The 25,675-nt window shown below is 48.0% G+C and carries 26 protein-coding genes; 16 read left to right on the top strand and 10 right to left on the bottom strand.

The window, feature by feature from the left end; genetic code table 11:
* The first annotated feature begins 95 nt into the window (after positions 1–95).
* From H6F90_RS19725 to H6F90_RS19705, 5 genes are all read left to right on the top strand, one after another.
* Complete coding sequence (locus tag H6F90_RS19725; RefSeq protein WP_190441771.1) at positions 96–425, top strand: helix-turn-helix transcriptional regulator; 330 nt, start codon at positions 96–98, stop codon at positions 423–425.
* Positions 426–538: 113 nt separating this feature from the next.
* A complete protein-coding gene (locus H6F90_RS19720) occupies positions 539–1,279 on the top strand; it encodes an MIP/aquaporin family protein (protein WP_190553971.1) in 741 nt (246 codons plus the stop codon).
* A gap of 112 nt (positions 1,280–1,391) precedes the next feature.
* Positions 1,392–1,805: an arsenate reductase, glutathione/glutaredoxin type gene (arsC, locus tag H6F90_RS19715; RefSeq protein WP_190553970.1), complete on the top strand. Its 414-nt coding sequence runs from the start codon at positions 1,392–1,394 to the stop codon at positions 1,803–1,805.
* Between the two features lie 46 nt (positions 1,806–1,851).
* Complete coding sequence (gene arsH / locus H6F90_RS19710) at positions 1,852–2,508, top strand: arsenical resistance protein ArsH (protein WP_190553969.1); 657 nt, start codon at positions 1,852–1,854, stop codon at positions 2,506–2,508.
* Positions 2,509–2,845: 337 nt separating this feature from the next.
* Positions 2,846–3,670 (top strand): SDR family oxidoreductase, encoded by an 825-nt coding sequence (locus H6F90_RS19705; protein WP_190553968.1) that lies wholly within the window; start codon positions 2,846–2,848, stop codon positions 3,668–3,670.
* A gap of 59 nt (positions 3,671–3,729) precedes the next feature.
* On the opposite strand, the gene treZ is transcribed toward H6F90_RS19705, so the two are convergent.
* Positions 3,730–5,556 carry a malto-oligosyltrehalose trehalohydrolase gene (gene treZ / locus H6F90_RS19700; RefSeq protein WP_190553967.1) on the bottom strand — a complete coding sequence of 609 codons (1,827 nt, stop codon included), beginning with the start codon at positions 5,554–5,556 and terminating at the stop codon, positions 3,730–3,732.
* Positions 5,557–5,587: 31 nt separating this feature from the next.
* A complete protein-coding gene (locus H6F90_RS19695; RefSeq protein WP_190553966.1) occupies positions 5,588–7,519 on the bottom strand; it encodes an alpha-amylase family glycosyl hydrolase in 1,932 nt (643 codons plus the stop codon).
* A 347-nt stretch (positions 7,520–7,866) separates the two neighbouring features.
* Here H6F90_RS19695 and H6F90_RS19690 point away from each other — a divergent pair, with 347 nt between their 5' ends.
* The 4 genes from H6F90_RS19690 to rnc all read left to right on the top strand — a co-directional run bounded on the left by H6F90_RS19690 (position 7,867) and on the right by rnc (position 10,410).
* A complete protein-coding gene (locus H6F90_RS19690) occupies positions 7,867–8,397 on the top strand; it encodes a hypothetical protein (RefSeq protein WP_190553965.1) in 531 nt (176 codons plus the stop codon).
* Positions 8,398–8,400: 3 nt separating this feature from the next.
* Complete coding sequence (locus H6F90_RS19685; protein ID WP_190553964.1) at positions 8,401–8,844, top strand: DUF421 domain-containing protein; 444 nt, start codon at positions 8,401–8,403, stop codon at positions 8,842–8,844.
* Between the two features lie 493 nt (positions 8,845–9,337).
* Positions 9,338–9,571, top strand: a complete 234-nt coding sequence (locus H6F90_RS31600; protein ID WP_190553963.1) for an HNH endonuclease signature motif containing protein — start codon at positions 9,338–9,340, stop codon at positions 9,569–9,571.
* Between the two features lie 167 nt (positions 9,572–9,738).
* A complete protein-coding gene (gene rnc / locus H6F90_RS19675) occupies positions 9,739–10,410 on the top strand; it encodes a ribonuclease III (RefSeq protein ID WP_242024548.1) in 672 nt (223 codons plus the stop codon).
* Between the two features lie 153 nt (positions 10,411–10,563).
* On the opposite strand, the gene bioB is transcribed toward rnc, so the two are convergent.
* Complete coding sequence (gene bioB, locus H6F90_RS19670) at positions 10,564–11,535, bottom strand: biotin synthase BioB (protein WP_190553961.1); 972 nt, start codon at positions 11,533–11,535, stop codon at positions 10,564–10,566.
* Positions 11,536–12,053: 518 nt separating this feature from the next.
* Between bioB and H6F90_RS19665 the strand changes: the two genes are divergently transcribed.
* Positions 12,054–12,734, top strand: a complete 681-nt coding sequence (locus H6F90_RS19665) for a hypothetical protein (protein WP_190553960.1) — start codon at positions 12,054–12,056, stop codon at positions 12,732–12,734.
* Positions 12,735–12,747: 13 nt separating this feature from the next.
* On the opposite strand, the gene H6F90_RS19660 is transcribed toward H6F90_RS19665, so the two are convergent.
* The 6 genes from H6F90_RS19660 to serA form a co-directional block, all read right to left on the bottom strand.
* Complete coding sequence (locus tag H6F90_RS19660; RefSeq protein ID WP_190553959.1) at positions 12,748–13,656, bottom strand: YihY/virulence factor BrkB family protein; 909 nt, start codon at positions 13,654–13,656, stop codon at positions 12,748–12,750.
* 154 nt (positions 13,657–13,810) lie between these two features.
* Complete coding sequence (locus H6F90_RS19655; protein ID WP_190553958.1) at positions 13,811–14,017, bottom strand: ChaB family protein; 207 nt, start codon at positions 14,015–14,017, stop codon at positions 13,811–13,813.
* A gap of 65 nt (positions 14,018–14,082) precedes the next feature.
* Positions 14,083–14,448 carry a hypothetical protein gene (locus tag H6F90_RS19650; protein ID WP_190441792.1) on the bottom strand — a complete coding sequence of 122 codons (366 nt, stop codon included), beginning with the start codon at positions 14,446–14,448 and terminating at the stop codon, positions 14,083–14,085.
* Positions 14,449–14,804: 356 nt separating this feature from the next.
* The gene (locus H6F90_RS19645; protein WP_348229157.1) at positions 14,805–16,067 is read right to left on the bottom strand and encodes an FIST N-terminal domain-containing protein; all 1,263 of its coding nucleotides are present in this window, start codon (positions 16,065–16,067) and stop codon (positions 14,805–14,807) included.
* 129 nt (positions 16,068–16,196) lie between these two features.
* Positions 16,197–17,096, bottom strand: a complete 900-nt coding sequence (prmA, locus tag H6F90_RS19640) for a 50S ribosomal protein L11 methyltransferase (RefSeq protein ID WP_190441794.1) — start codon at positions 17,094–17,096, stop codon at positions 16,197–16,199.
* A gap of 411 nt (positions 17,097–17,507) precedes the next feature.
* On the bottom strand, positions 17,508–19,088 hold the full coding sequence (gene serA, locus H6F90_RS19635) for a phosphoglycerate dehydrogenase (RefSeq protein WP_190553957.1): 1,581 nt from the start codon (positions 19,086–19,088) through the stop codon (positions 17,508–17,510).
* 315 nt (positions 19,089–19,403) lie between these two features.
* Between serA and H6F90_RS19630 the strand changes: the two genes are divergently transcribed.
* The 3 genes from H6F90_RS19630 (at position 19,404) to H6F90_RS19620 (ending at position 21,936) form a co-directional block, all read left to right on the top strand.
* Entirely contained in the window at positions 19,404–19,919 is a 516-nt protein-coding gene (locus H6F90_RS19630) for a hypothetical protein (protein ID WP_190441798.1), read from the top strand.
* A 158-nt stretch (positions 19,920–20,077) separates the two neighbouring features.
* Positions 20,078–21,421 carry a glutathione-disulfide reductase gene (gorA, locus tag H6F90_RS19625; protein ID WP_190553956.1) on the top strand — a complete coding sequence of 448 codons (1,344 nt, stop codon included), beginning with the start codon at positions 20,078–20,080 and terminating at the stop codon, positions 21,419–21,421.
* A gap of 341 nt (positions 21,422–21,762) precedes the next feature.
* Entirely contained in the window at positions 21,763–21,936 is a 174-nt protein-coding gene (locus tag H6F90_RS19620) for a hypothetical protein (protein ID WP_190441802.1), read from the top strand.
* A gap of 103 nt (positions 21,937–22,039) precedes the next feature.
* On the opposite strand, the gene H6F90_RS19615 is transcribed toward H6F90_RS19620, so the two are convergent.
* A complete protein-coding gene (locus H6F90_RS19615; protein WP_190553955.1) occupies positions 22,040–22,411 on the bottom strand; it encodes a hypothetical protein in 372 nt (123 codons plus the stop codon).
* An 898-nt stretch (positions 22,412–23,309) separates the two neighbouring features.
* Here H6F90_RS19615 and H6F90_RS19610 point away from each other — a divergent pair.
* From H6F90_RS19610 to H6F90_RS30790, 3 genes are all read left to right on the top strand, one after another.
* On the top strand, positions 23,310–24,539 hold the full coding sequence (locus H6F90_RS19610) for a helix-turn-helix domain-containing protein (RefSeq protein WP_190553954.1): 1,230 nt from the start codon (positions 23,310–23,312) through the stop codon (positions 24,537–24,539).
* Positions 24,540–24,831: 292 nt separating this feature from the next.
* Positions 24,832–25,071, top strand: a complete 240-nt coding sequence (locus H6F90_RS19605) for a hypothetical protein (protein ID WP_190553953.1) — start codon at positions 24,832–24,834, stop codon at positions 25,069–25,071.
* A gap of 185 nt (positions 25,072–25,256) precedes the next feature.
* Positions 25,257–25,658 (top strand): hypothetical protein, encoded by a 402-nt coding sequence (locus tag H6F90_RS30790; RefSeq protein ID WP_242024547.1) that lies wholly within the window; start codon positions 25,257–25,259, stop codon positions 25,656–25,658.
* Positions 25,659–25,675 lie beyond the last annotated feature (17 nt).

Here is a 25,675-nt window from a genome sequence, read left to right as displayed (position 1 = left end):
TTATTCAGGCTGCGATCGCCCTGAGGATGACATTGACTGGAAGTTAAACCTAAAATGAAGCATCACTTCAATCAAAGTTGATTTAACAGGATTTAATGCAAAAAGTATCATCTCCGCCCTCCACTTTAATCGCTGCTGGTTTTCATGCTCTTTCCGATCCACTGCGTCTCCAGGTTTTGGATTTGCTCAGAAGTCAAGAGCTTTGCGTTTGCGATCTCTGTGAGGCTTTAGCAGTCAGCCAATCCAAGCTGTCTTTTCATCTAAAGGCGTTGAAGGAGGCGCAACTTGTCCAAGCCAGGCAGGAGGGACGCTGGATTTATTACAGTCTCAACTTGCCTCAGTTCGTAGTTTTAGAACAATATCTATCCGAGTTTCGTCGTTTCAGCCCGATCTTACCTGCTCGCAGTTGTCGAGATAACGCTTAACCCCTATCGAACTTACTTTGAGCCATATCGTTGCAAGTCTATCAGTAACAAAACCTGCTTGACATATCAATTTTTATTGAAATAATGGATGTAGTTTCGGTATTAAGTTGCACATGCGGGCAGCAAAGACTTTGGTAAAACCAAGGCAATGGAGAACCAATCACCTGACGTTTCCTGCCTGTCGGCGGGAAGCGATCGCGGAAGCGGTGGGGACATTTATCCTGGTGTTTGCGGGCACCGGAGCTGTCATGGTGAACCAAATCAGTGATGGTGCTGTGACTCACCTGGGTATTAGCTTTGTCTTTGGTGCCATTGTTGCTGCCTTAATCTATACGCTGGGACACATTAGTGGAGCGCACTTTAACCCCGCCGTCACGCTAGCCTTCTGGGCCAGTGGCTTCTTCCCCCGCAAGCATGTCATAGCTTATATCTTGGCTCAGTCTTTCGGTGCCGTGGTTGCCTCAGTCGCACTGCTAGCCTCCCTAGGGCCCGTCGCTAACTTAGGGGCAACACTTCCCTTAAACGACAATTGGCTGCAATCGTTGGTGCTGGAAACGATTTTGACCTTTATTCTCATGTTCGTGATTCTGGGGTCTGGTCTCGATCGCCGGGCTCCCATTGGTTTTGCGGGAGTAGCTATTGGACTAACGGTGGGACTAGAAGCCGCCTTTATGGGACCGATTACAGGAGCCAGCATGAACCCAGTGCGATCGCTTGGCCCCGCTTTGGTTTCGGGTCTATGGCAGCATCATTGGTTGTATTGGGTGGCTCCCATCTTAGGCGCACAATTAGCTGTCTTGATTTACCGCCAGCTATCTAATAACTTTCAAGACATCATTCGAGATATTACCTAGTGCTTCACTCCATTAGATTTGTGGTGTTGGGCGGGCTTCGCCCGCCCAACACCAACCAGCAAAATTAATGTGGTGACTTCCTAAAAACACTATTGAATTGGAGCAACTTGCGATGAAACGTGTGATGTTTGTGTGCAAAAAGAACTCTGCCCGCTCTCAAATGGCTGAAGGCTTTGCCAAAAACTTAGGTCAGGGAGTTTTACAAGTCACCAGTTCCGGGTTAGAGGCCAGTCAGGTTCGCCCAGAGGCGATTGCGACCATGAAAGAGATTGGGATTGATATTAGCAATCAAACTTCTGATGCTCTGAGTGATTTCAATCCAAATAATTTTGATGTGGTGATCTCCCTCTGTGGTTGTGGTGTGAACTTGCCACCTGAATGGGTAACAAGGGAAGTCTTCGAAGACTGGCAGCTAGATGACCCAGCCGAGCAGCCTGAGATTTTCCCAAGAGTCCGAGATGAAATTAAAGTACGGGTGACTCAGCTAGTCGCATCCCTGAAGGAAGCAACTGCACCTCTTGGATAGTGATTTACCTAACTATTTCGTCTTTATTTAGAACAGCCACATCTCTATGACATCCTTCGATCATCCCCCTAGAATCTTGTTCTTGTATGGTTCCTTAAGAGAGCGCTCCTATAGCCGCTTGTTAGCAGAAGAGGCGGCTCGGATTATTCAAGAATTTGGAGCTGAGGTAAAGTTTTTCGATCCGCGAGAACTCCCGATTTACGGCAGTGTCCCGGATACTCACCCCAAAGTGCAGGAATTACGAGAGTTGAGCCAGTGGTCAGAAGGCCAAGTCTGGTCTAGCCCAGAGATGCATGGTCAGATTACGGGCATTCTGAAAAACCAAATTGACTGGATTCCCCTCAGCATTGGAGCGGTTCGTCCCACTCAAGGGAGAACTTTGGCGCTAATGCAAGTGAGTGGGGGTTCTCAGTCCTTCAACGCTGTTAATACCATGCGGCTGCTCGGTCGCTGGATGCGAATGTTTACCATTCCCAATCAGTCTTCGGTTGCCAAAGCTTACCAAGAGTTCAACGAAGATGGCACGATGAAAGATTCGCCCTACCGCGATCGCGTGGTGGATGTGATGGAAGAACTTTATAAGTTCACTCTACTACTACGACATCAGGTAGACTACCTCACCGATCGCTACAGTGAGCGTAAGGAAAAGGCTGCTAAGCAAGCCGCTGAAGTGGCGAACCAAGCCTTAGAAGCGACTCGTTAGGATAAGTTGCGTCGGTATAGCCACCGCGATCTCTCAGCAAATTTCTAGTTGAATCAAACTCTATAAATCTCGTAAAGCCTTCTGCTATCTTGCTTGGGCAGTCTTAGGTGGTCTTGAGGCTCTCGTTAAATTTCTGAGAGCCTCATTTTGTTGTGTAACAACTTAGATCCTTCATTAATAAATGTTGCAGCTCTTTGATCCCATTGCTAGCTTGTGAAAGTTCTGTTTCTCACCGAGGTTCCTCTCGTATTTCAAGACTTGCCGAGAAGATAACTTTAGGGAGTTATTTGGTTCGGTATCAGCTCACAACAAGACCTCAATTTTGGAGGCTTTGGTTATGGATATTCAAGGAAAAACAGCCCTTGTGACTGGGGCTTCTCGCGGGATTGGTCGTGCGATCGCCTTAGAACTCGCTCAGCAAGGGATCAAACGCTTGCTCCTAGTGGCCCGCGACCAACAACGGTTAACCGCGATCGCCACAGAGATTGAAGCGCTGGATGTAGAAGTTGTAACTTTGGCTCTAGATCTATCTCAACCTGTGGCAGTCAGCATTGCGATCGCTCAAGCTTGGCGAGATTATGGCCCAATTCATCTGTTGGTCAACTGTGCTGGCATTGCCCATCAGGTGCCTTTTTTGCAGTCGAAGCTGTCAAACGTCCAAGACGAGATTGCGGTCAATCTAGTGGGGATGTATACCATCACCCGTCTCATTGCCCGACGCATGGCAGCCCAGCGACAAGGACAAATTGTAAATGTTTCTAGCTTGATGGGTAAGGTCGCAGCCCCCACGATGGCCACCTATTCCGCCACCAAGTTTGCAATTTTAGGATTCACTCAAGCCTTAAGGGGTGAGTTAATGGCTTACAACGTTCAGGTAGCAGCCTTGTTACCCTCTCTGACGGAAACAGACATGGTCCGAGACCTCCACTGGTTCCGCTGGGCCATTCCCATGACTCCCCAGCAAGTAGCGCAGTCATTAGTGACTGGGCTGCGCAAGGAATCTGCTGAGATTTTAGTCGGATGGCAAGGTCATTTAGTCGCCTGGTGCCATCGGATTGCGCCTGGGTTATTAGAGAGGATTCTCCTGATCTCGGCTCCCCTGCCGCGCCAGAGATATCCCATGCAACATATCCCTGCTACGGATAGTTCAGCAGAACTTTAATCTCCAAGCTAGCCCCAAGTGCTAGGAAATGTATCCTAATGCTTGGGGCTAGCCATGTTCTAGACAGAGGCTTCGTACAAGGCAAAAGTCTTGGCTGGAATCTCGGCTAACTCATTAATTCCTAGCTTGTCTGGCAGAGTTGAACCAGATCCTAACCATTTGGGTTCAGAGCTATCGAGAATTTTTTGCCAGTTTTGGCTATGTGGATCTGCCTCAAAGGTAGTGGCGCGATCGCCAAAGTTGATCACATAAAAAACTTGGCTCTCTTCCGCATATCGACGCATCAAGATCAACTTATCGGTCTCGCGACTAGAAACTTCTAAACAATGTTTGTCTAGCTGCTTCAGCGCAGGATGAGTACGGCGTAGGGTGATTAAATGCTGATGGAACTCCCACAGCACCTGATGTTTTCCTGTATATTGCTGTTCCCAATTCAGCTTACTTTTTTGAAATGGTTCTGGAGCCTGCGGATCGTAAGGATCTCCAGCCATGCCTACTTTTTCAAACTCTTCCTCCTTCGATCGCTGCACCATCTGAATCAGTTCTGGGTCAGAGTGACTGATGAAGTAGAAGAACGGTGCTTCCTCTCCATATTCTTCGCCCATAAACAACATCGGGAGATAAGGAGAGAGCAGAATTGTCCCTGCCGCTAACTTTAGCCCCTCAAAAGAAGTGAGTTTTGGCAATCTTTCAGCCAATATTCGATTGCCTACTTGATCATGACTTTGGATATAGACAATAAACTTCTCAGCAAGTTCAGCCGCCGATGAATTGCCGTGACGACGCTTGCGGTGGGGAGCATACTGCCCGGAATAGACAAAGCCTTCTCGCAAAGATTTCTCTAAATCCTGGCATTGACCAAAATCCTGGTAATAGTGCTGCTGCTCCCCCGTCAGAAGCGTATGCAGGGAATGATGAAAGTCATCACACCACTGAGCATCGATCGCGTAACCGCCTTGTGATTTAGGACGAATAGTCCGTACATCATTCAGATCACTCTCGGCAATTAAAAAGAGGTTTCTTCCCTGCTGTTGAGAGAGAACTTCCACGCGATCGCTCAATTCATCCAAGAAATGTCTAGCACCGAGATCAAAAATGCCCTGGACTGCATCTAAGCGTAAGCCATCAATGTGAAAAGTCTCTAACCAATACAGAGCATTGTCCAGGAAGTAATCGGTAACTCCATCACTGTAAGCGCCATCAAAGTTGAGGGCTTCTCCCCAATCTCCGCCATATTTTTTCGTGAAGTAAGGGCCGAAGTCACCCAAGTAGTTTCCTTCTGGCCCCACATGGTTATAAACTACATCCAATATCACGGTTAATCCTGCTTGATGGCAGGCATCGACTAAGCGCTTAAAACCCTCTGGCCCACCGTAGGAATTTTGTACCGCATAGGGATATACGCCGTCATAGCCCCAATTCCGCTCACCGGGAAATTGCGCCACAGGCATGATCTCGATTGCGGTAATTCCTAGTTCCTTTAACCGAGGGAGAGCCGCGATCGCGGCTTCAAAGGTACCTTCAGGCGTGAAGGTGCCTATATGTAGCTCATAGATGATCAAGTCTTCCTGAGCGATACCTGTCCAAGCTCCATCCGTCCAATCAAAGCCAGACTGATCAACTACTGCTGAAGGACCATGCACTCCTTCGGGTTGGAAATGAGAAGCTGGATCAGGGCGATCCAAATCTCCATCTAACTGATAGATATAGCGTGTTCCTGGTGTGATTCCTTCAGCTACTACCTGCCAGTAACCGTATTCCAGCGGCTGCATGGGTAGCACTTGCTCGTGGGGAGCCAAAATTTTCACAGCAACTTTTTCGCGCAACGGTGCCCAAACGGTAAACTGACACCGAGCGTCACTTAGGTAATGAGCGCCTACTTTCACAATGAGGGATTTCCTGTATTGATGTTTCTGCTTAGGATTCGCGTCCAGAAGACCAAGTATCGCGCCACTTTACGGTGCCTTCGCTGGCAATGACCCAACGGCGGGAGACGATGTTTTCCCGGATGGGTGACTGGCCTTCGCGCAGCAAAACATATTTGTAATTAATCAGCTTGCCAGCACTTTCATCAAATGGAATTTCGCCAAACCAAGTGTTGGTGTTGATGTACTCCAAGGGATAAGCTTTCGCAATATCCCAGTTACCCAGTTCTGGGCAGTCACCAATTACGGCAATTCGCTCACCCAACTTGGTTTGTACACCGTTGAGTTGCGCCCGCACAATGGTTTGTCCCTTCACTCGCTCGCCTACATGGCTTAGCACAATCACATCACGAGGTTCTAGTTCTAAGTTGACCAGTTTGCCATCTACCACTTCAAACTTGCGTCGAGTCAGAATGCAGGTATGTTCACCATCGGGTAAATCGGTGATGACCTCTGGCACTTGGCTGGCTTCACCCCGATTCATCGCTACGAAACAAACAGAATCACGGTAACGTCGGATATAACAATAAACATTGGGTGTGAGATATCTTTGCCACTGCCCCCCCATTGACACCGCAGGGTTGAGGCGACGCAAGCCAGACAACAAACGGATATCCCGATATAGCGGTGTATCGGTATCCCACTGGCTCATCATGGGACGGTTGTAAGGATCATCGCCACCATTGGTATCATCATGTAGATACTGCTCAGTGCCGTAGTAGATGCAAGGAATTCCCCGACAAGTCATGATTAGAGCGATCGCCACCCTCACCAGATCTGGATCTGAATTAAGGCTTTGAAAGCGTGGCATGTCGTGATTATCAATAAAGGTAATCAGTTCATTTGCACCTTTATAGCGATGATCAAGGTCAAAAATAGTTTGAATCTCTTGAAACCCTAGATCTGATCCCTGTGCCAAGGTGGAGCGAATGGCTAGACAGAGGCCAAAGTCCAGCATGGTCATGCCAGATTCGTTGGCAAACTCAACCGAGCGATCGCTGAATGGACTGCTAAAGATCCACTCACCAAAAATGAACACATCCGGTTTGTGGCTCAGAATATCGGCGTTGAACTCCTGCCAAAACCAAATCGGCATGTGCTTAACTGTGTCTACCCGTAAAGCATCCACACCTCGATCGAGCCACTGCTTAATCGCTGATTTGATGTAGTTACGGTATTGGATATTGTTTTCATTAAAGGTAGCCAAACCAGATAACTCACAGTTTTGCACCTGCCATTCATCTTCCCAATTGGTCACTTCGCCATAGTGGTGATACCAATTATCTTTGTCATCGTTGAAATCGGCAATCTTGACTCCGTCGTCATACAGCTCTCCTTTTTTGCCGCTGAAGTCAGGATTGCTGTGGTTACAGACAATATCTAGTACCAACTTCATTCGCCGCTTGTGCATCTCCTCAATCAGGCGATCGAAGGTAGTATTTCTCGTCTCCTGCGTGTTGTTTAGGGAAGGGTCTTCGCCCTCCGCAATAAAACGAGGGTTGATGCGCTTAAAGTCTTTAGTCCAGTAACCGTGGATTGCTGCTTGGGCTACAAACAGTTCTTCTACCTGCTCAAATAACGGTGTGAGCCAAATTGCCGTCACACCTAGATTTTTCAGATAATCGAGTTTATCAATTACACCCTGAAGATCTCCGCCCCAGTACTTGCCCCAATCTTGCCGTTCTGGATCGTATAGTTCGGCATTGGGACCCTCGCTGTTGTCAGGATCGCCATCATGAAAGCGATCGACCACGATGAAGTAAATCGTTTCTTGGCGGAACTCAATATCCCTGGTGTAGAGAAACTCTAAATCAATTTCACTCTCGGGTTTAGGAGCCGCTACTACCAGCGATTCAACTTTCTCCTGAGCATCTGTAACCTCATACTGTTCGGTAGAGAGTTGAGAGGGAGGCGTTGTGACCATAAGATTTTTTATACTTTTATAGATTTTTAATGAATTTTAGCGTCACTAGTCTGTAGAGAATGTAACGAATCAAGTCTCTATTTGTATATCTACCTATGGGTAGGCGATAGATAAAACTTCTATTAGTAGCGATCGCTGCTAAGCAATTTTTGGCTCCCTTATTCTTAGTAGCTCTTAAGGTGGACGTTCACCTAAATCAGAGACAGCTATCCTTCTGAGCATGGCTTGACAAGATCTCTTTTTTGAATGACCAAGGACAGTTATGTTTACGGTAAATCCCATTCAACTACAAAAGCATCTGAAAGGAGTTGACTATTCTGTTACTAAGGAAGACCTAGTAGGCGATCTTGAGTAGGCAACCTCGCATGAACGATATTCAGCGAGTTGGTGACTTGGAGATTGTCCAAGACTTGGAGTTTCAGCGCCGCGCTTGGGCGATACAACGTCTTAGCTGGATTGGGTGGGGGCTAATTGCGCTAGGAGCACTAGCAGGCTTATTCGGCTCAGGTCCCCTTAGTCGAGGTAATGTTAGCAGTCCAAACGATTCGCTACAGTTGGAGTACGACCGTTTCGGACGCTTCCACGCCCCAGCCAAGCTGAAAATCATCTTGGGAGCAGGCAGTGAGCAGAACGGTAAGGTGAAGGTCTGGTTGAGCCGCTCTTACTTGGAGTCAACCGAAGTGCAACAGGTGACTCCGCAGCCAGAGTGGGTGGAAGCAAGCCCCGATCGCCTGACTTATGTTTTTCGCACGACTGCTCTCGATCGCCCTACAGCCGTGACATTTTACTTACAGCCAGATCAAGTAGGTCTGCAAACTGGTCAGGTTGGAGTCGTTACAGGACCAACCCTTAGATTTAATCAATTAATATATCCCTAAATAATGAACTCGGTGCTACGGGCTGTTGTGCTCTACGTTATTTTGATGCTGCTCTTTCGCCTCAGTGGGAAGCGTTCTCTGGCCCAGATTACAACTTTTGATTTTGTGCTGGTATTAATTGTAGGAGAGGCCACGCAGCAAGCACTATTGGGCGAAGATTTCTCTCTCACCAACGCCTTCTTAGTAATCTTGACTTTGGTTGGTCTGGATACCGTTATGTCTTTCTGGAAGCAGCGATCGCCTCAAGTTGAGAAATGGATTGATGGGGTTCCTGTCATCATCGTTGCGGAAGGAAAGCTATTACAGGACCGGATGAAGCAGGCACGAGTAGATGCTGATGACATCCTAGCAGCCGCGCGAGAATTGCATGGATTAGAGCGCATGGATCAAATTAAATATGCCGTTTTAGAACGCAGCGGTGGTATCTCGATTATCCCCAAGCAGTGATAGAAATACTGATACTAGTAATTCGCCCGTCTCTTCATCAAATGAACTCCAAAGTCTCCCTACTACTTCTCAGCGAAGCATCTACATTTTCTCTGCCCTTAAATAGATGCATTTTAAAGAATGGTGGGATTGCTAGGATCAAAAAGCTGTCGAAATTCGTCTAAGCATTTGGTTTGACACACACGTATTATTGTGCTTGGATTGAGTCAGGTGACGAATATCATATTTGGGTGTTCGTCTCATGGGTACTACCTCCAATTCTCAGATCAACGTATATCCAGTAGGCTGGCTTAGTGTTTATCTGAGCGTTAGAGATTGGCTTTCAAGTAAGCACTAATTCAGCGTACTAGATATGCGCTGGTCTGAGGCTTGGAGGTAGTACGCTTGAGACGTGTACCATGAATCGGCAAAGTTATGTGATCGCTTTTTTGGCGAGGTAGCTTTCCATGTTTGATATTCCGCCACTACTATACGCAATGAATGGCGAGAAAATATGAGTTCTAAAAAACAGCTGAGCAAGAAAGACCAGCTAATTGCTTTGTATGAGTCTTGTTGTTGGTGGTGCGGTTGTTGCTTACCTCCAAAAAAATTGACTCGTGAGCACTTAATTCCTAGGAGCCGAGGTGGTTCCAACTCATTAGAAAATCTACGCCTTGCTTGTTTTCAATGCAACAACTCTCGTGGCAATAGCCTGTATCCACCTCGTTGGAGAAAAGGCTGTCCTTGAGTTCCAATCTTGTTAAAGGAAGTTTGTTTAGGTGAACTAGGCTTCCTTTAACAAGAATTCCTTAAAACTATCACTGAAAATCTTTTGACTTTAGATTAAAGGCAGAATTACAGCTATTTCAGAAGTCTTTCAGCTTTCAATACAGTAAGAAAATGCACAAACTTTTGATGTTTAACGATGAAAAGCTCCTTCGTCGTGCGTTAACTCACCGATCCTATGTGCATGAGAATCCTGGAGAAATGATGGGAGACAATGAACGTCTAGAATTTCTTGGCGATGCTCTGCTTACTTTCATAAGTGGTGAATATCTTTACCAGCATCATCCTGAAATGGGAGAGGATGAGATGACACGGAGACGAGCAGCACTTGTGGATGAAAAACAGCTTGCTAAATTCGCAACTGAGGTGGGATTAGACTTCAGAATGCGATTGGGACAAGGTGCCATTCGCGATGGTGGCTACCAAAATCCTAATCTCCTTAGCAGCACTTTTGAAGCAGTTATTGGGGCTTACTATCTAGACAATAAACGCAATATCGAAATACTGCGTGTTTTAGTAGAACAACTGTTTGACTCTGTGCCCCAAGGAGTTGTCGTGTCTCGCTCAACTGTAGACTCTAAAAATAGATTTCAGGAATGGGTACAGACAAATGTTGCGACCACTCCTCCAAGATATGTCACAGAAAAGATTGGTGGTATGGATCATGCTCCCGAATTTGTTTCCAAGGTTTATGTAGTTGATAAACTTTATGGTGAGGGAAAAGGTCGTAGTAAAAAAAATGCAGAAAAGCAAGCTGCCGATGATGCCTTGATGAAGCTTAAGAAGCGGGGTTTACTTTGATAGGTTGGACATTGCGGTAGCCATCGCTCGACAACTCCTCTAGAGCGATCGCCCCTCTTTTGTATTTTTGTATATCAACCTAGCCTAACCATGCCGTATCTAAAGGCAACCATAAGGGATTGCCCCTACCAGCTCGTGATGATGCAGAAGAAATTATAGGCTTGGAGATGTGACTGAACTAGAAACAGCAAGAGGCTTGGGTGTCATGCCTAGACGCTGCAACATCTGCTCATCATGGTTATGGTCTGGGTTGGGAGTTGTCAGCAAAACTGGTCCTGTAAAGATGGAGTTGGCACCTGCAAAGAAGCAAAGTGCTTGCAACTCATCGCTCATCTGTAAGCGACCCGCAGACAGACGTACCATTGCTTGAGGAAACAGAATCCGAGTCGTGGCGATCGTTCTAACTAACTCGATTGAATCTACAGGTGTGGTGTCTTCAAGCGGAGTCCCAGACACCGGAACTAAACAGTTAATCGGGATAGATTCTGGAGTAGGTTCTAAGCCACAAAGCGCCTCTAACAATTCCAGGCGATCGCTTACAGATTCGCCCATACCCAAGATGCCACCGCAGCACACAGAAATCCCCGCTTCACTTACCGCCCGAATCGTCTCTAATCGGTCCTGATAAGTACGAGTAGTAATTACTTGCGAATAATAGGAAGGGGAAGTATCCAAATTGTGATTGTACGCAGTCAAGCCTGCTGCTTTAAGTTGTTGCGCTTGGTGTGGCTTCAGCATGCCTAAGGTGCAACAAACTTCCATATCCAAGTCAGCAACTTGCTGCACCATCTCTAACACGCGATCGAACAAGGGGCCATCTTTCACTTCTCGCCAAGCAGCCCCCATGCAAAATCGAGTAGCACCATTTGCCTTAGCTACGCGAGCTTCGGCTAATACTTCCTCAACATTCAGCAGGGCTTGAGGTTTGAGATCAGTTTGGTTGTGGACGCTCTGGGAGCAGTAAGCACAATCTTCTGGGCACAAACCAGTTTTGATATTGCTGAGCGTGCATAGCTGAACTGCATGCGGATCGTGATGCTCTCGGTGAACCCGTTGGGCCTCAAAGAGGAGATCTGGTAACGGCTGTTGGTAAATCTGAGTAATCCGATCAAGAGTTGCAGACATGGCACACGTCGTAGCGAGATAGTTTCAGAGAGTTGAAGTAATTCACACCCCTAGTAGAGATTATCAGTCTCGATCCAATTTGAGCTACTGAGTGTTGGAGCAGGTTAAATCAGTTCGCCGTAGGAGTAGCCACTCAAAATTAAATTTAGTTAAAAATATTAGTCTCGATCTGCATGATATTACGCAGAAGAAAGGTAGTCAGCTAAAATACAGTCACGTTATTTTTGTGTGGACACAGAAAATATACTGAGACGCAACCGCTCACTAGGGAAAGATGGGAGGAATCACAAACTGACGTTGACCTCGATTCAACTGCTATTGGCGAGCAGTGCTTAAAAACCACAGATCAACCCTCAATTCAGGTTGACAGGATACTTTTTACTGTGAACAAACCCAATAAATTGAGATTAAGGATTGGAACTTAGCTAGAAATTTTACTCTGACAGAGCAGTGTGGGGTTTAACCAGAGGCATGAGTTAACTTTCAGGTTTTCAATAACTTGATTTAAGTAGGTCGCCGTGAAAACTAAGGTTTTGACAGTTTTAAGCGCAACAGTAGCATCAATCAAATCAGGTCCAGGCTGGAACTTAGTTGATTGCCCAGAGTCTAGCTCCAACCCTCGCTCGCCAGCAAATCTAGCTGCTAGCAGTTCTACAGGTTCAGCGCTACTTGTGCGATCGCAGAAAACGGCACAGCCTACTTGCTATGAACTTGAGAAACAATGGTTGTTAGTCCAGAAATATAACGTCTGGCAACCGCGCTGCGTCAGTGGGACCTTTCCTAATCAGCAAGAGTTAGGGATGCGTCTGGCGGCTGAACAGAACTTACGAGTAAAGACAACTAGCTCTCTAACTTACCATCCCGCCTTTGACTGGCAGCTAACAGCGTGGCCAACCGATAGCCATACCAGCTTGTCGGATACAGATAGCCTAACGCCTTGCTTGGTTTTAGATCAGGCTGGACAGTACAGAATTCGGTTTGTCGTTGCCGCTCCTGAGAACCATCCGCAGTTCGCCCCTACTACTGAAAGCGCTGAGCCAGTCATTGTTGGTGATTTCACGATCACAGCTTGCGACGAAGGGATTACCGCAAGTGCGATCGCGCTTGCCAACTTTACAGTCAACGGCACTCCCACACAAACGGCTCAGGAACCATATTTATTTTTGGTAGCCGTCTATGCGGGGTTAGCTTGTTTATGAGAGATGGGTTGCGTTACCGCTCTTGGCCGAGCTTGGGAGCTTCATTCTGAGCATCTAGAGGAGTATTGCTGCGCGCAAGCCGCCACTTGGAACCATAGTGCTTGGAATAAACCTGGGTAAACTCCGCCCCAAACAACAGAATTTGGGCTGAGTAATAAACCCAAACTAAAACCACTACGAAAGAACCTGCTGCCCCGTAGGGAGAGGCAACACCACTATTGCCTAGATAAAGGCCGAGCAGCCACTTACCTACAGTAAACAATAAAGAAGTGACAATGGCACCATGCCACACATCACCCCAAGGTACTCTGACATCTGGTAGCACTCGGTAAATCAAGCCAAAGAGGAGAGTGATAACCCCGAAGGAAATCACAAAGTTGACGAGCTGCCAGAGGATGGCGAGGCCAGGGATTAAATGGCCGAAGAAGTTGCCAATTCCCGCCAGCGCCGCACTCGCCACCAAAGAAACTAGTAGTAAAAAGCCAATTACCAGCACCATAGCGAAAGAAGTGGCACGGGCTTTCACCATACCTTTAACACCTTCCTTAGAAGGTGGAATTTCCCAAATTGTATTCAGCGCATCTTGTAGCTGGGCAAAAACGCCGGAAGCCCCCAAAAGCAGTGTCACTACACTGATTACCGTGGCGACAATGCCAGAGGAAGGGTGGGAGGCACTCTGGATCATCGTTTGAATGGCATCAGCGCCTTGGGCACCAACCAAGCCCTGGATTTGTTCGTCTAATTGGTTACGAGCAGCCTCAGGACCGAAAACGAAGCCCGCGATCGCAATCACAATGACGAGCAAGGGCGCAAGCGAAAACACTGTGTAATAGGCCAACGCTGCCGCCAACAAGGGCACTTTATCTGCTTGCCATTCAGTTACCGTATCTTTTAGCAGCGCCCAACCTGCCTTGAGGTTCATCGATGTAACTCCTAAAATTTATTCGCTTTGGTGTCTACTTAGATTTCTTAGATTTCTAAATATTTAACTGCGATCGCAGTTAATAATAGTTATTGGTAAGCAATTAAATAAGGCAAGGGCGCAACGTTGCGCCCTTGGGAAAGTTATCTGATGCTTAGTCAGGCTTGCGATGCCAATTGCCGTCATCGCCTTTCTCGTAGTCTCGCTTCACAGCTGCCCAAGCCACCTGGAAAGCCCGCTCTTCCTCGCCTTCGTATTCGTCAAAAGCGTGGTTAAACGCTGCTAGAAAGATTTCCTGGGCATGGTGAGGCAGGTGATGCTTAACTGCATCGGGTAACTCCTTCACTTCGGTGTAGGGCATAAAATCCCTCCTACATTTCACAAAGTAGATTAAAGTGAGCGCCTCATGTCCCTACGAAAGGAATACTACCGCCAAATCCGTTCGCCGTTTTCGTCTACCCGCGCTTGGCGAATCACATCAGAAATTTCTTCAGCATCCTTCACATGATGCAGGGGCTTTTGCGTCCCATCAGGTTCATCCACCACAAAGTAGGTAGGAACGACAATGTGATCCCCAGTGATGTCTGGCGCATCTACTGCAACTTGCTGTGCTTTTTCTTGCAGACTCTTAGAATCATCAATGCGATCGCCAGGGTTAGCCGTTAGATTACCCTTACCTACGCGATCCATTTCCTCTTTCTGCTCTCGCTTTTGCTGCGGATCGACTTCCTCAGGAGTCATCGGTTGATTGATACCTGAAGGATCGGGATAAGATGCAGAATCTTTATTCATATTAAAAATTCCAAAATTTCAAAACTGCAATTAAATGCCTATCCGTAGATTAAAAAAATAGCAGCGCGATCGCCTCCAACCAACGGGATAGCTTATCTGAGTAACAGGGAAGAGATTAGAGAAAGGAGGAGAGAGGAAGGATGAAGGAGCAGGAATGAGGAAGTAGAAGCCAGAGAATAAAAGAGAACGTAGGCTATAGACGTGTCTAAGCTCTCGAAACACTGACAACAAAACTCGTTTGGAGGGGGTCTGGGGGACGCAACCGTCCCTCAGCGGGGGTTTGGGGGCGAGTGCCCCCAAGGCTCGGATTTAGTCAAACCAATATATAACCCAAATCTTCCAACTACAAACCCGCCCTAACCTTGTCGCAAAATCCCAAACACAGACGTATAACCGTGTAGAAACGTGCTGCCACCAATCGGGCCAATTTCTCCATTACAAAAGAAACCACTCAAAGGTATATTGCCAAAATAGCGGCTGAATAAATGCGAGTCGAAATTGGCTTCCCCATAAAGCCCCTCACCTCGACCCAAACAAGAAAACATTAAAGCCGCCTCAGAAGTTGGGCTGTCGGAATTTTGTTGGCAATAACGCTCCAGCAAATTGCGGAGATCGTCCGCCGAAGCCTCAGCATCGCGTAAATGAAACCGAATCCGTTGACCAGGCCGTACCCGATCGCCGATCGCGATCGCTCCCACTCTTGGATCAACCCCCAGCACCTGCCGGATCAAAAAATCCCCCTGCTCCAGCGTTTGCTTAAAGGCATTGCGAGCCACCCCCACAAACAACGAATGCTGCGCCAGCGATCGATCCTCTTCGCTCATCTCTTGGATCAGCTCTTGCAGCACCGTTAGTGGAGTACGGCCTTGACCATTGCTTGCCCCTAAGTCTTCCTCGGTTTGAGCTTCCAGCCCTAGTAAGATATTGCGCTCCCCTTCCGTCACCCGGTAGGTAGGGCCGATGGGCCGACAGCCTTGAGCTACAATCGTTTCCACCACAATTTTGCCGCTGAGAGCGACTCCTACAATGCCCTCTCGTAGGAGTTCGTAATTGCAAAACAGACCATTGTTACCGCCCATCGCGTTGGCACTGGCAAGACCGCCAACCTTAATAGAGCCAGGGTAAGCAAAATCTAGCCCCTGCAACAAATCATTGAGCTTAGAAGACATCGGGTCAACCAACAGAATGAAATGAGGCTGATCCTCTGGCGAAACCCCAATCACTTTTACCCAAGCATCCGGCGAACTATCTAGATCCGGCAATTCCTCCGCCGTCACATGAAAAGCCTGGATTTTTACCTCTGGCAGATAAGCCAAACTCAAGCTCAGAGCAGGCTCCATCTCTACTTCTTGAGCCTCCCCACTGGAATCAACTCCAATAATGCCACCCCCACTACAACCGATGAGGGTAGGCACCGACAAACGTTCCTTTAGGAGAGGCATCAGGCGGGAATATTCGCTGGCAAAGGCGGCTGAGATGAACAAAATGCCAAAATTCGCTGCAACGCCTAAGCTCTCCTGCGCCCGTTCCACCACTTCCTCAATCGCCGCCTCCAAAGAAGAACGAGTTGACAAGGCATTTGCCCATTTCATCCGATCGGCTGTGGGTGCTTCTACCATGACAATTTCCCCTTCTCCAGTGCAGCATCCTTTCCAAAGTTTAGACCGCCACGAGTAGAGGCGATCGCACCTATTTAGTAGGTGTTGGCATCAGGACTTCACCTAATCCCTGTCAACTAGGATACAGGTCTAAGAACGACGAATATTCAGACAACACCAATCCTGCCGCCGCCACAACGTCGCCACAATCCAATCATTTTGCTCCAGCGTATCGGCGATCGGCTTCACCTGGTCCAGCAAAATACCGCTGAGAATCCCCCAAGTAGTCGCTTTAGCCAAAGCCGCCATATCAGGGATCATATCCAAGATGACCTCAGCCAGAATATTACACGTAAAGCCATCCACAGGCCCCTGAGTCATTTGAATCAAGCGATCGAGACTGCCCGTTTCAACCAACAGTCGGTCCGGATCAACCTGATTTAGCTCCACATTTTCGTGAACCGAGCGCACCGCTAGCGGATCAATGTCAACCGCGTAAGCTTTCCGCGCTCCCAACAACACTGCCCCAACCGAAAGAATGCCAGAGCCACAACCAATATCCGCCACAACCACATCTGTTGCCCCTGGCCCCATCCGCATCTCTAATGCTTCCAGGCAAAGCTGAGTCGTTGGGTGCGCCCCTGTTCCAAACGCCACTCCAGGATCTAAACGGAGAAGCAAACGATCCTCTAGAGTTGCCTCATCCGGTAGTGGCAGCCAGGCTGGATAGATTAAGAAGCGATCGCCAATCTTCTGTGGTTGCCAATGCTGCTTCCAGCTACTAGACCAATCCTCCTCATCAATAATTTCCCATTGCACCGCCGGAACAGGCATCCCCACAGCCAGCGCATCTTGACGCAGCAACAAAGCCAACGCCGCCAAATCCAATAGATGCGCCTGTTCCTGGGGCAAATACGCCTTTACCAAACAAGCATGGCCCCTAATTTCACTAGACGTACCTTTACAGCCAAAATCCTCTAGCCGCCAAAAAGCTAAATCGTCCAGCGCCGGATCGCAAAGAACCTGAATTTCCCACCAGCTATTTGCCAAGATTGCCGCCCCAGATCAAAGTTATGCTCAACCAACCCATCCACTCGGAAGTATTGTACGCGCCAAAGCAACTGTAACAATCTCCGTCAACTATCTTCTCAAAAGATCGAGATTGACGCAGAAAGAATCTCTACAGCCACAAATTTTTCAGAGCCATATTTCAGATCTATAACTGATATCATCCACATCACCGACTTCAAATTCCACCACCTCGAAACACCTACCACCAGACTCGTGTGGAGGGAGTCTGGGGGACGCAGCCGTCCCTCAGCGGGAGTTTGAGGGCAGGTGCCCTCAAGGCTCGGATTCTACTCAGGTTCAAACATAAAGAAGGCAGTGAGAACCAAAATTGATCCCCACTGCCCCATCTAAATCACCAAGCGTCTAAGCGATCGCCTTACAGCGCGAAACCTACAACGTCACCGTGTAAGCATCCCGAATCCCCGGCACCTTCAGGATCTCAGCCAAAATCCCATCCGGTAGCGGATCATCAATACTCAACACCATCACTGCATCACCACGCACAATCTTGCGGCCTACCTGCATACTCGCGATGTTGACATTGAAGCTGCCCAAGAGAGAGCCAATCTTGCCAATAATCCCTGGCATATCGCGGTGCAACGTAAACAGCATGTAACGGTTAGGTGGCACGTTGACTGGAAACTCGTCTACATTCGTAATCCGAATTTCATCACCACCTAACAATGCACCTGTCACCGAATGCTCACCGAGCGATCCCTTAGCAGAGACCACCAAAGAGCCTGTATAGTCCTTCACCGACGCATCACGAGTTTCTACCACCCGAATACCGCGTTCCTTGGCCTCAATGCTGGCGTTCACATAGTTGACCCGCTCTTGCAACGCATGGGAGAGTAAGCCCTTCAGCGCCGCAATCACAATGGGTTGCGTATCACTGCTAGCAACCTCGCCTTGCAAACGAATATTCAGACTTTCCACCCGACCGCCAGCCAACTGAGCCACCAAATTGCCTAGAGTTTCAGCTAGTTGCAAATAAGGACGCAGTTTCTCTAGAACTTCGGGACGCAAACCGGGGATGTTGACTGCAGACCGAGCGGGCAGACCTAGAAGCACATCGCGGATTTGCTCAGCTACATCGATCGCCACGTTGACTTGAGCTTCTTCAGTCGAAGCACCCAAGTGAGGCGTCAAGATCAGATCCTTACCTGCCGATCGCAGAGAGGATTCTCCCAAAGGCTCAGCTTCAAATACATCTATGGCTGCACCCGCAATTTTGCCAGTTTTAACGGCCTCCACTAAAGCGTCTTCATCAATGATGCCGCCACGGGCACAGTTGACGATTCGCGCCGTGGGCTTCATTTTTGCCAACGACTCTGCATTGATCAAGTGAGTCGTTTCTGGGGTTTTAGGTAAATGCAGCGTAATGTAGTCGGCCTCGCGTAGTAGCAAATCGAGTTCTACCAGGCGGCAACCTAGCTGTTCCGCCCGTTCCGTAGAAACGAAAGGATCGTAAGCGAGCAGTTTCATGCCCATCGCTCTGGCAACTGTGGCAACATGCGCCCCAATTTTGCCTAAGCCCACAATCCCCAAGGTTTTCTTGTAGACTTCTACGCCTACATAGGTCTTACGGTCCCATTGACCGCTTTTGATCGATTGATTAGCATCAGGAATGTAGCGAGACAGAGACAGCATCATTGCTAGCGTGTGCTCTGCCGCTGCGATCGTGTTGCCTTCGGGCGAGTTGACTACCAAAATCCCCCGACGGGTGGCAGCAGGCACATCCACGTTGTCTACACCAACGCCAGCGCGACCAATAATCTTGAGTTGCGTGCCAGCCTCAATAATTTCTTGCGTGACCCGCGTACCAGAGCGGATCATTAAGGCATCGTACTCCGGGATAATCCGGATCAGTTCTTCGGGGGGTAAGCCAGTTTTGACATCAACTTGGGCTACCTGGGAGAGAATATCAATTCCAACTTGGTCGATGGGATCGGAGACGAGAACCTTTGACATGGTAGGCAGATTTAACGCGAAAGGGAGAACTTGCCCCACTGAACAAGTCAGCAGCAATTGAGCGGCAGCGTTGTAACGGCTTACTATAAAGACGATTTGCCACAATAGGCCATTGTAGAACTAAAGCGTCTCACCGCTGCTGATCCCCAAAAAGTTTTTTGATCTTGATCAATACTCCTGGGAGAGATTTGCCCAATTTTCTCAGAAATATCTCAGAACTAGGGTGATAGAACTCTTCTGGCTTCCGACTTCTGACTCCTGACTTCTCTGCGTTCTGCTATTACTAGATCCGGTGATGAAATTCTCAACCAAGTTATGAACTACCTTGTTGCTGTACTGAGCGATCGCATTCAAGCTGAAGCAGCTTACTCAGCTTTAGAAAAAGAAGGACTCAAGCCTAATCAAGTGGCGATTTTGGGCAAAGGGTATCAGAGTGCCGACGAGTACGGCTTGTTAGACCCCAACGCAGACGCTCGCAAGCAAGCCATGCTAATGATTCTGTGGTTGGCTCCCTTTGGGTTTGCAGCAGGTTATGTCTTTAACTTCATTACAGGCATCGAATTATTTAGTTGGGCTGGGAGCTTGGGTAACCATCTGATCGGTGGCGTCCTGGGTGCTATTTCTGGGGCGATGGGCGGGGCGGTGATCGGAGGCGGAGGAGGTTTGCTGATCGGGGGTGGCGATACCTTGCCTTACCGCGATCGCCTCGATGCTGGAAAGTATTTAGTAGTTGTGCGCGGCTCTAGCGCTTTACTCAACCGGGCCACTCGCACTCTCCGCAACTTCCCCACTGAGAATCTGCAAGCTTATACCGAGCCAGGCGTGGAATGAGGAGCATCGAATCCAGCTTTTTATAGATTGCTTCCGTCCTATGACCGCGTTAGCCTACCACTAGACTGCTGAGATTGATTTGCAAGCTGAAAGCTGGATCAGCTTGTTGTCAAAGTTTGTCATCAAAAAGAAGCTGGTAAAAGCGAGGCTAAAAGTACATGAGCTTTGACTATGACTTGTTGATCATGGGCGGTGGGTCAGCAGGACTTGCAGCCTCAAAACGAGCCGCAGCTTATGGAGCGCGGGTGGCGATCGCAGAGCAAAGCGCCATGGGAGGAACCTGCGTCAATCGGGGTTGCGTGCCCAAAAAGCTAATGGTCTATGCGGCTGATTTTCCGCAGTTGTTCCAGGATGCCGTCGGGTACGGCTGGCAAGCAGTCCAACCCCAGTTTGATTGGTCGAAGTTGATGCAAGCGATCCAGCAAGAACTGCAACAAATCCAACAGTCGCACCAACAATCGCTATCTAAGGCAGGGGTAGAGGTACTTCCGGAGCGCGCCATCTTTGTAGACCCCCACACGCTGGCAGTTGGCGATCGCCAAGTCACGGCAGACAAAATTCTGATTGCGGTGGGGGGCAGACCTACCAAGCCCAACTTTCCGGGAGCCGAGCACGCCCTCAGTTCTGACGAGATGTTTCAACTGTCCCAGTTGCCTCAGCAGATTGCCATTATTGGGGGTGGCTACATTGGCGTAGAGTTTGCCAGCATGCTGCGAAATTTCGGCTCAGAAGTCACTTTGGTTGATAATGCTGAGCAAGTCTTGTCTGGATTTGACTCAGATCTGCGTAACGAAGTGCAAGCAGGGTTGATTCATCGTGGCATTAAGTTTTGCGGCAATAGCACCGCCAAAGAAATTACATCGGAAGCCGCAGGGTTGTGTCTGCAACTTGCAGGCGATTGTTCTGAGTCGCTGACGGTAGATACAGTACTGTGCGCTGTAGGACGCACGCCAAACACGAAAGACTTGGGCTTAGAACAAGTAGGGATTGCCACAGACCCTAAGGGCGCGATCGCGGTGGATGAATATAGCCGCACGCATCAACCTAATGTTTTTGCCGTGGGGGATTGTACTAATCGCCTAGCCCTCACTCCCGTCGCCAAGATGGAAGCGATCGCCTTTGTGGAAACTGAATTTGGCGGGCAACCCCAGCCAGTCAACTATGATTGTGTGCCGACAGCCGTATTTGCTCGTCCAGAGGCGGCATCTGTAGGCTTAACTGAAACGAAAGCCCGGGAGCAGTTTGGGGATGCGGTGCGTTGTGAGTCCAGCCGATTTCCACCCTTATATGTCAGTTTGACGGGGCGACCGGAAAAAAGCTTGGTGAAACTAGTTCTAGATAGTCGCTCCGATCGCGTCTTAGGGGCGCATATGGTGGGTGAGGCCGCTGCCGAAATTATTCAAACTTTGGCGATCGCGATCCGAATGGGAGCAACCAAACGAGATTTTGACCAGGCGATCGGTATCCATCCCTCCAGCGCGGAAGAATTTCTCACCCTTTGATTTTTCCCTTTAATTTTTGAACTGGTCAAAAAAAGTCCCCAGATTAGAAACTAGGGACTCATAGGAGTACGGAGCACTGAGTTACACTTGCCCTCGGACATCAAGCCCTTAAGACTTCAAGCCAGGAGGGAACTGTTGTTACTTAACTTAACGTTGCCATCTTGTTTCCCCCTCTATCAAGGGAAAGGGTCTGCTGTTAAAGCGTTATGTGGGTAAGAACACAAGTTGCTAGACCTAGCTAAAGGAGAGATGCTAGGCCATCAGACGATTCAACCGTAGAGGGAGTGCAGATTGAGTTGTGACTTACATTATCCAATGTAAGTCATCAATAGGAGGCGACCATGACAGGAATAGAATACGGTCTGGTCATCGTACTGCTACTAGCCGTATTTCCGTTTTCAATGGCTCAGATGGGTGTTGCTTTAGACCAGGAAGATATTGAGAGCTTCTTTGCCTGGACTTGCATTGCATCTTCGATCGCGGGCTTACCTGCTGTAGCAATGTTATTGGCTTGAAGGAGGCAGCGATGCTGACTTGCCTCTATTTACTAAGTTGGTTTCTCTTTTTGGGCGTTGCTTCTTGGTGGAGCCGACAATCTCGCGTGAACGGTTCCAACCGCTAGGCACAAGAGTTGCGACCTACCGTTTGCTGTACAGCGATCGCTCTGGATCGTTCTGCCATTTTGCCAAGGTCGAGATTGTTTTGCTCGTCAATCAGATTCTCACGCTGCAACAGCTCAAAGATAATGTGCGAGAGCATCGTCTCCACTTGTGCGGCTTGCGCACTCAGCCAGTCATGGGTTGAGGCGTCCTGAGGCGAGGTCTGAATGCACTCGTGCGTGTAGCGATGAAATTCTTTCACTTCTTTTAATAAATGAACTAAGTAGCTAGGGCATTGGCAAGCAATGACATCGGCTGCTTCACAAATGGCGAGTAACTGCTCATCAGAAAACTGCTGTGACACTTGGATGGTTTGGCTAGGCTGAGTCATGGTGGCAAGTAACAGGGATGGTGTTTCAGGAACGAACCGAATTGTGGCGAAATCTATCGATGAGGAATCATCGGGCTTGCCAAAGCTGAATGAGACGTGAAGCTGAGACAAAAAGCTTGGCTGTGGAGCTACGGCAGCTAGTAAGTCTAATTAAAAGACTGAAAAAATTAAATAGGCCAGTCTTAAATAATTGATGAAATTGGCGCATTGTCAGATGTATAGCGCTCAAATGGTTCTTTCACATATCAATTGAATTTGATATTAGAAACCAACAGAAGCTAAATAAGCAGTTGGTAAATTTTAAGATTTAAATAAAGAAAAATTAAATGTAGGCTAGTAGCTCAAATATACCCAGATACCCAAAGAGCTAGAGGATTTATTAATGAGCTTGCATCAATACTTGTTACTAGATTTAGGTTTTGCTAAAGATTTCGCTCAGGTCAAAACCTAACCTAATATATCAGTTTTTAAGCTTGATTTATACGAGCTGCACCATCAACTTTTTAGTAATCTAAGCTACTAAGGAAGCTAGCGATTCTAGCTTTTACCTTACTTCTACCCTTAGGCGGACTTTAGTGTAACGTAACTATGTAGCTATCTATACGAGGATGTATTTAAGCTATATTTTGCAGAGGTTTTAGCGTTTTCTGCGCTTTAGCAATCGCCCTAGATTTAAAGTTTTTTGTAATTTATGCGACATAAGATTCCCCCTAGCTTACGGTAAAGCCCAAATGTTTAAAGATTTTGCAAAACAACTTATTGCAACACCGTAAACTTTTGAATAATTCATCTTCTATTCTTAAGGTAACTAACGTAGATTTAAGTACTTTTGCAGTAGCTTTTGCCTGCAGTTGCACTTCTTTATAATTTAGCCCTAGTCCTGACTCAATTCGCCTTCATGACAGCCCAACCGCCCTCTCTCGGTAAAAACTTTGACGTCAATAACGCGACGTTAGAAAAGTTGCTGCGCCACATGACCGGAATGAACGGGCGGCTGAGTCGTCTTTATGAAGCCGCTAATGTCTCTCCTGCCATCCCCATAGAGCTAGTGCCTACTGCTTTCAAGGAGGTAGGCATGGCTTCAGAGGAATTACAAGTTGCCATTGAAGAGTTGCAGCGGCAAAACAATGAGTTGGTAGGCCTACAACAGCAACTCGTTCAAGAGCGCGATCGCTACCGAGAACTGTTTGAGCTAGCTCCCGATGCTTACCTAATCACCACGGCAGACGGCGTCATTCGCGAAGCCAATCGGGCAGCAGCTTCCTTACTCAACGTGGCCCAACGTTTTCTCGTTAGCAAACCATTTCTGAGCTTTGTTCCTCTAGAACATCGGCTTCTGTGGCAGCGAAAAATTTTGCAATTGCAGTCAATGGAGCGATCGCAAGACTGGGAATTACCCCTCCAGCCCCGCGAGGATAGCTGTGTCACAGTCAAAGCCACTGTTTCTGTTGTGCCCAATACTGGACCCAGCACAGAGGGCGAACCTTATTGCCTGCAATGGCTAATTCGTAGCCTACCGGCAGAACGCAATCCCGTTAAATCTCTTATAGCAGGGCAAAGCCGTAGCGCCGTCGGGGATGCCTCCGTGCATAAGTACGTCAAAGGGGAGCTTATTCCTTGTAAGGCAGATGCCATTTGGCAAGTTCAAGAAGGACTAGTGAAGTTAAGCACCTTCTCAGAAAATGGCGAAGAAGTGCTAGTTGGTATAGCAGGCCCTTCTATGGCTTTTGGATCTGGCTTGACCTCGCTCCATGTCTACCAAGTAACAGCGCTTACAGATGAAGTGCAGTTAGGAGCGATTACTTGGCAGGAGATTGCTACCAAGCCAGAACTCGCCCAATCTTTGCTCTCTGACATCAGCCAACGCCTACAACAAAGCGAAGCATTTTTAGCCGTAGCAGGACGGCGACGGGTCCAAGACCGCTTGCGTAGTTTTCTGCTTTTGTTGAAACAAGAAATAGGTCAGCCTGTGTCTAATGGGGTGCGGATTCCAGTTCGCTTAACTCATGAAGACTTAGCCAATGCTTGCTGCACCACCCGAGTTACGGTAACGCGATTGCTAGGAAAACTACAACAACAAGGCAAAATCACTCTAGATCCAAAGCACTACATTATTTTGCACGACTAAAACTTCTAAGCTTCATTAGCTGACTTGATATACAGCTCATGTTTGGCGGCTGTTTCAGGCGGTTTTGAGGTAGGTTGCCTAGCGATGTAAATTTCGTCACTCCAGTAAATTATCTCTGTAGATATAAACCCCCAAGGGTTTAATCAGACCTCTTGGAGGAACACACCGAGTATCAGTTGCGGCTACAAACAAAGTATGCTCCTTTTCGTTACAGGATGTCAGGAGCAAATTGCCCAGGTTGGCGCTCAGTAAGTAGTTCTCTTCTACATAGCTAATTTGCAAGGAGAAGTTTATGCCAGGTCAAATATGTTGGTTGTCCCTCACAGGTGGAGATGGGGAGAAAGTACTGCATTTACGGACCCATCCCAGCCAACCTTGGAAGCCTTATACCGCTTGTCCAGGTCTTGCAGTTAGTGACTACAACATTCCTGGTGGCTCTAAGGGCTGGGCGACTTATCAAAAACTGTTACGGGCAGGCTGGACTTTAGTCCCAACGGCACAAGCAACGCAACAACTAGTACCAGCTCAGTAAGATTTCAGCTTAAGACTAAGTTTTAGCTCATGCCTGATGTGCTGCAGATAACTTAGACAAATTGATCGAGCTATATGCGATCGCCCTATATTCACCCTATCACTCACACTCCTATCACCCACACTCAATAGTGATTGTGGCTGCTGAATAATACCAACCTCAACCATAAAAAAACGGAGATGTTTATGACTGGCCGTCACTCCTCAATTTCGGGACGAGCGGAAGAGTCCGCAGGGGATTCTAGCCAAAAGCCAGTGGGGGCTTATACGAAGGAGCAGTACTTACGGAATTGCTCAGTTTTTGATCGCACCTGGGAGCAGGCGATCGCTAATTCGGTTGGTTTGCCTGATGCAGGAGTCGGCTCAGCAGTCACGCAACCTCGATTTCACCTTAGTCAGCAAGTCTACTTTGTGGGTGGGCAAGGAACGGTGAAATGTTGCCAACCTTATGCCCAGACTTGGGCCTACTTAGTAGAGATGGAACTTGGCCCCGTACCAGAGATGGGTCGGATTGGCAGCGAAGCGACGATTTTGCTGAATGAGGCGGAAATTTATGCTTCGGTGGATCTGTGTCTGGTCGTAAGTTAGATTATGCCTCCTTTCGT

The organism is Trichocoleus sp. FACHB-591 (genome assembly GCF_014695845.1).
Classification (GTDB): Bacteria; Cyanobacteriota; Cyanobacteriia; order FACHB-46; family FACHB-46; genus Trichocoleus.
This window is presented reverse-complemented; position numbering and strand designations above follow the sequence as displayed.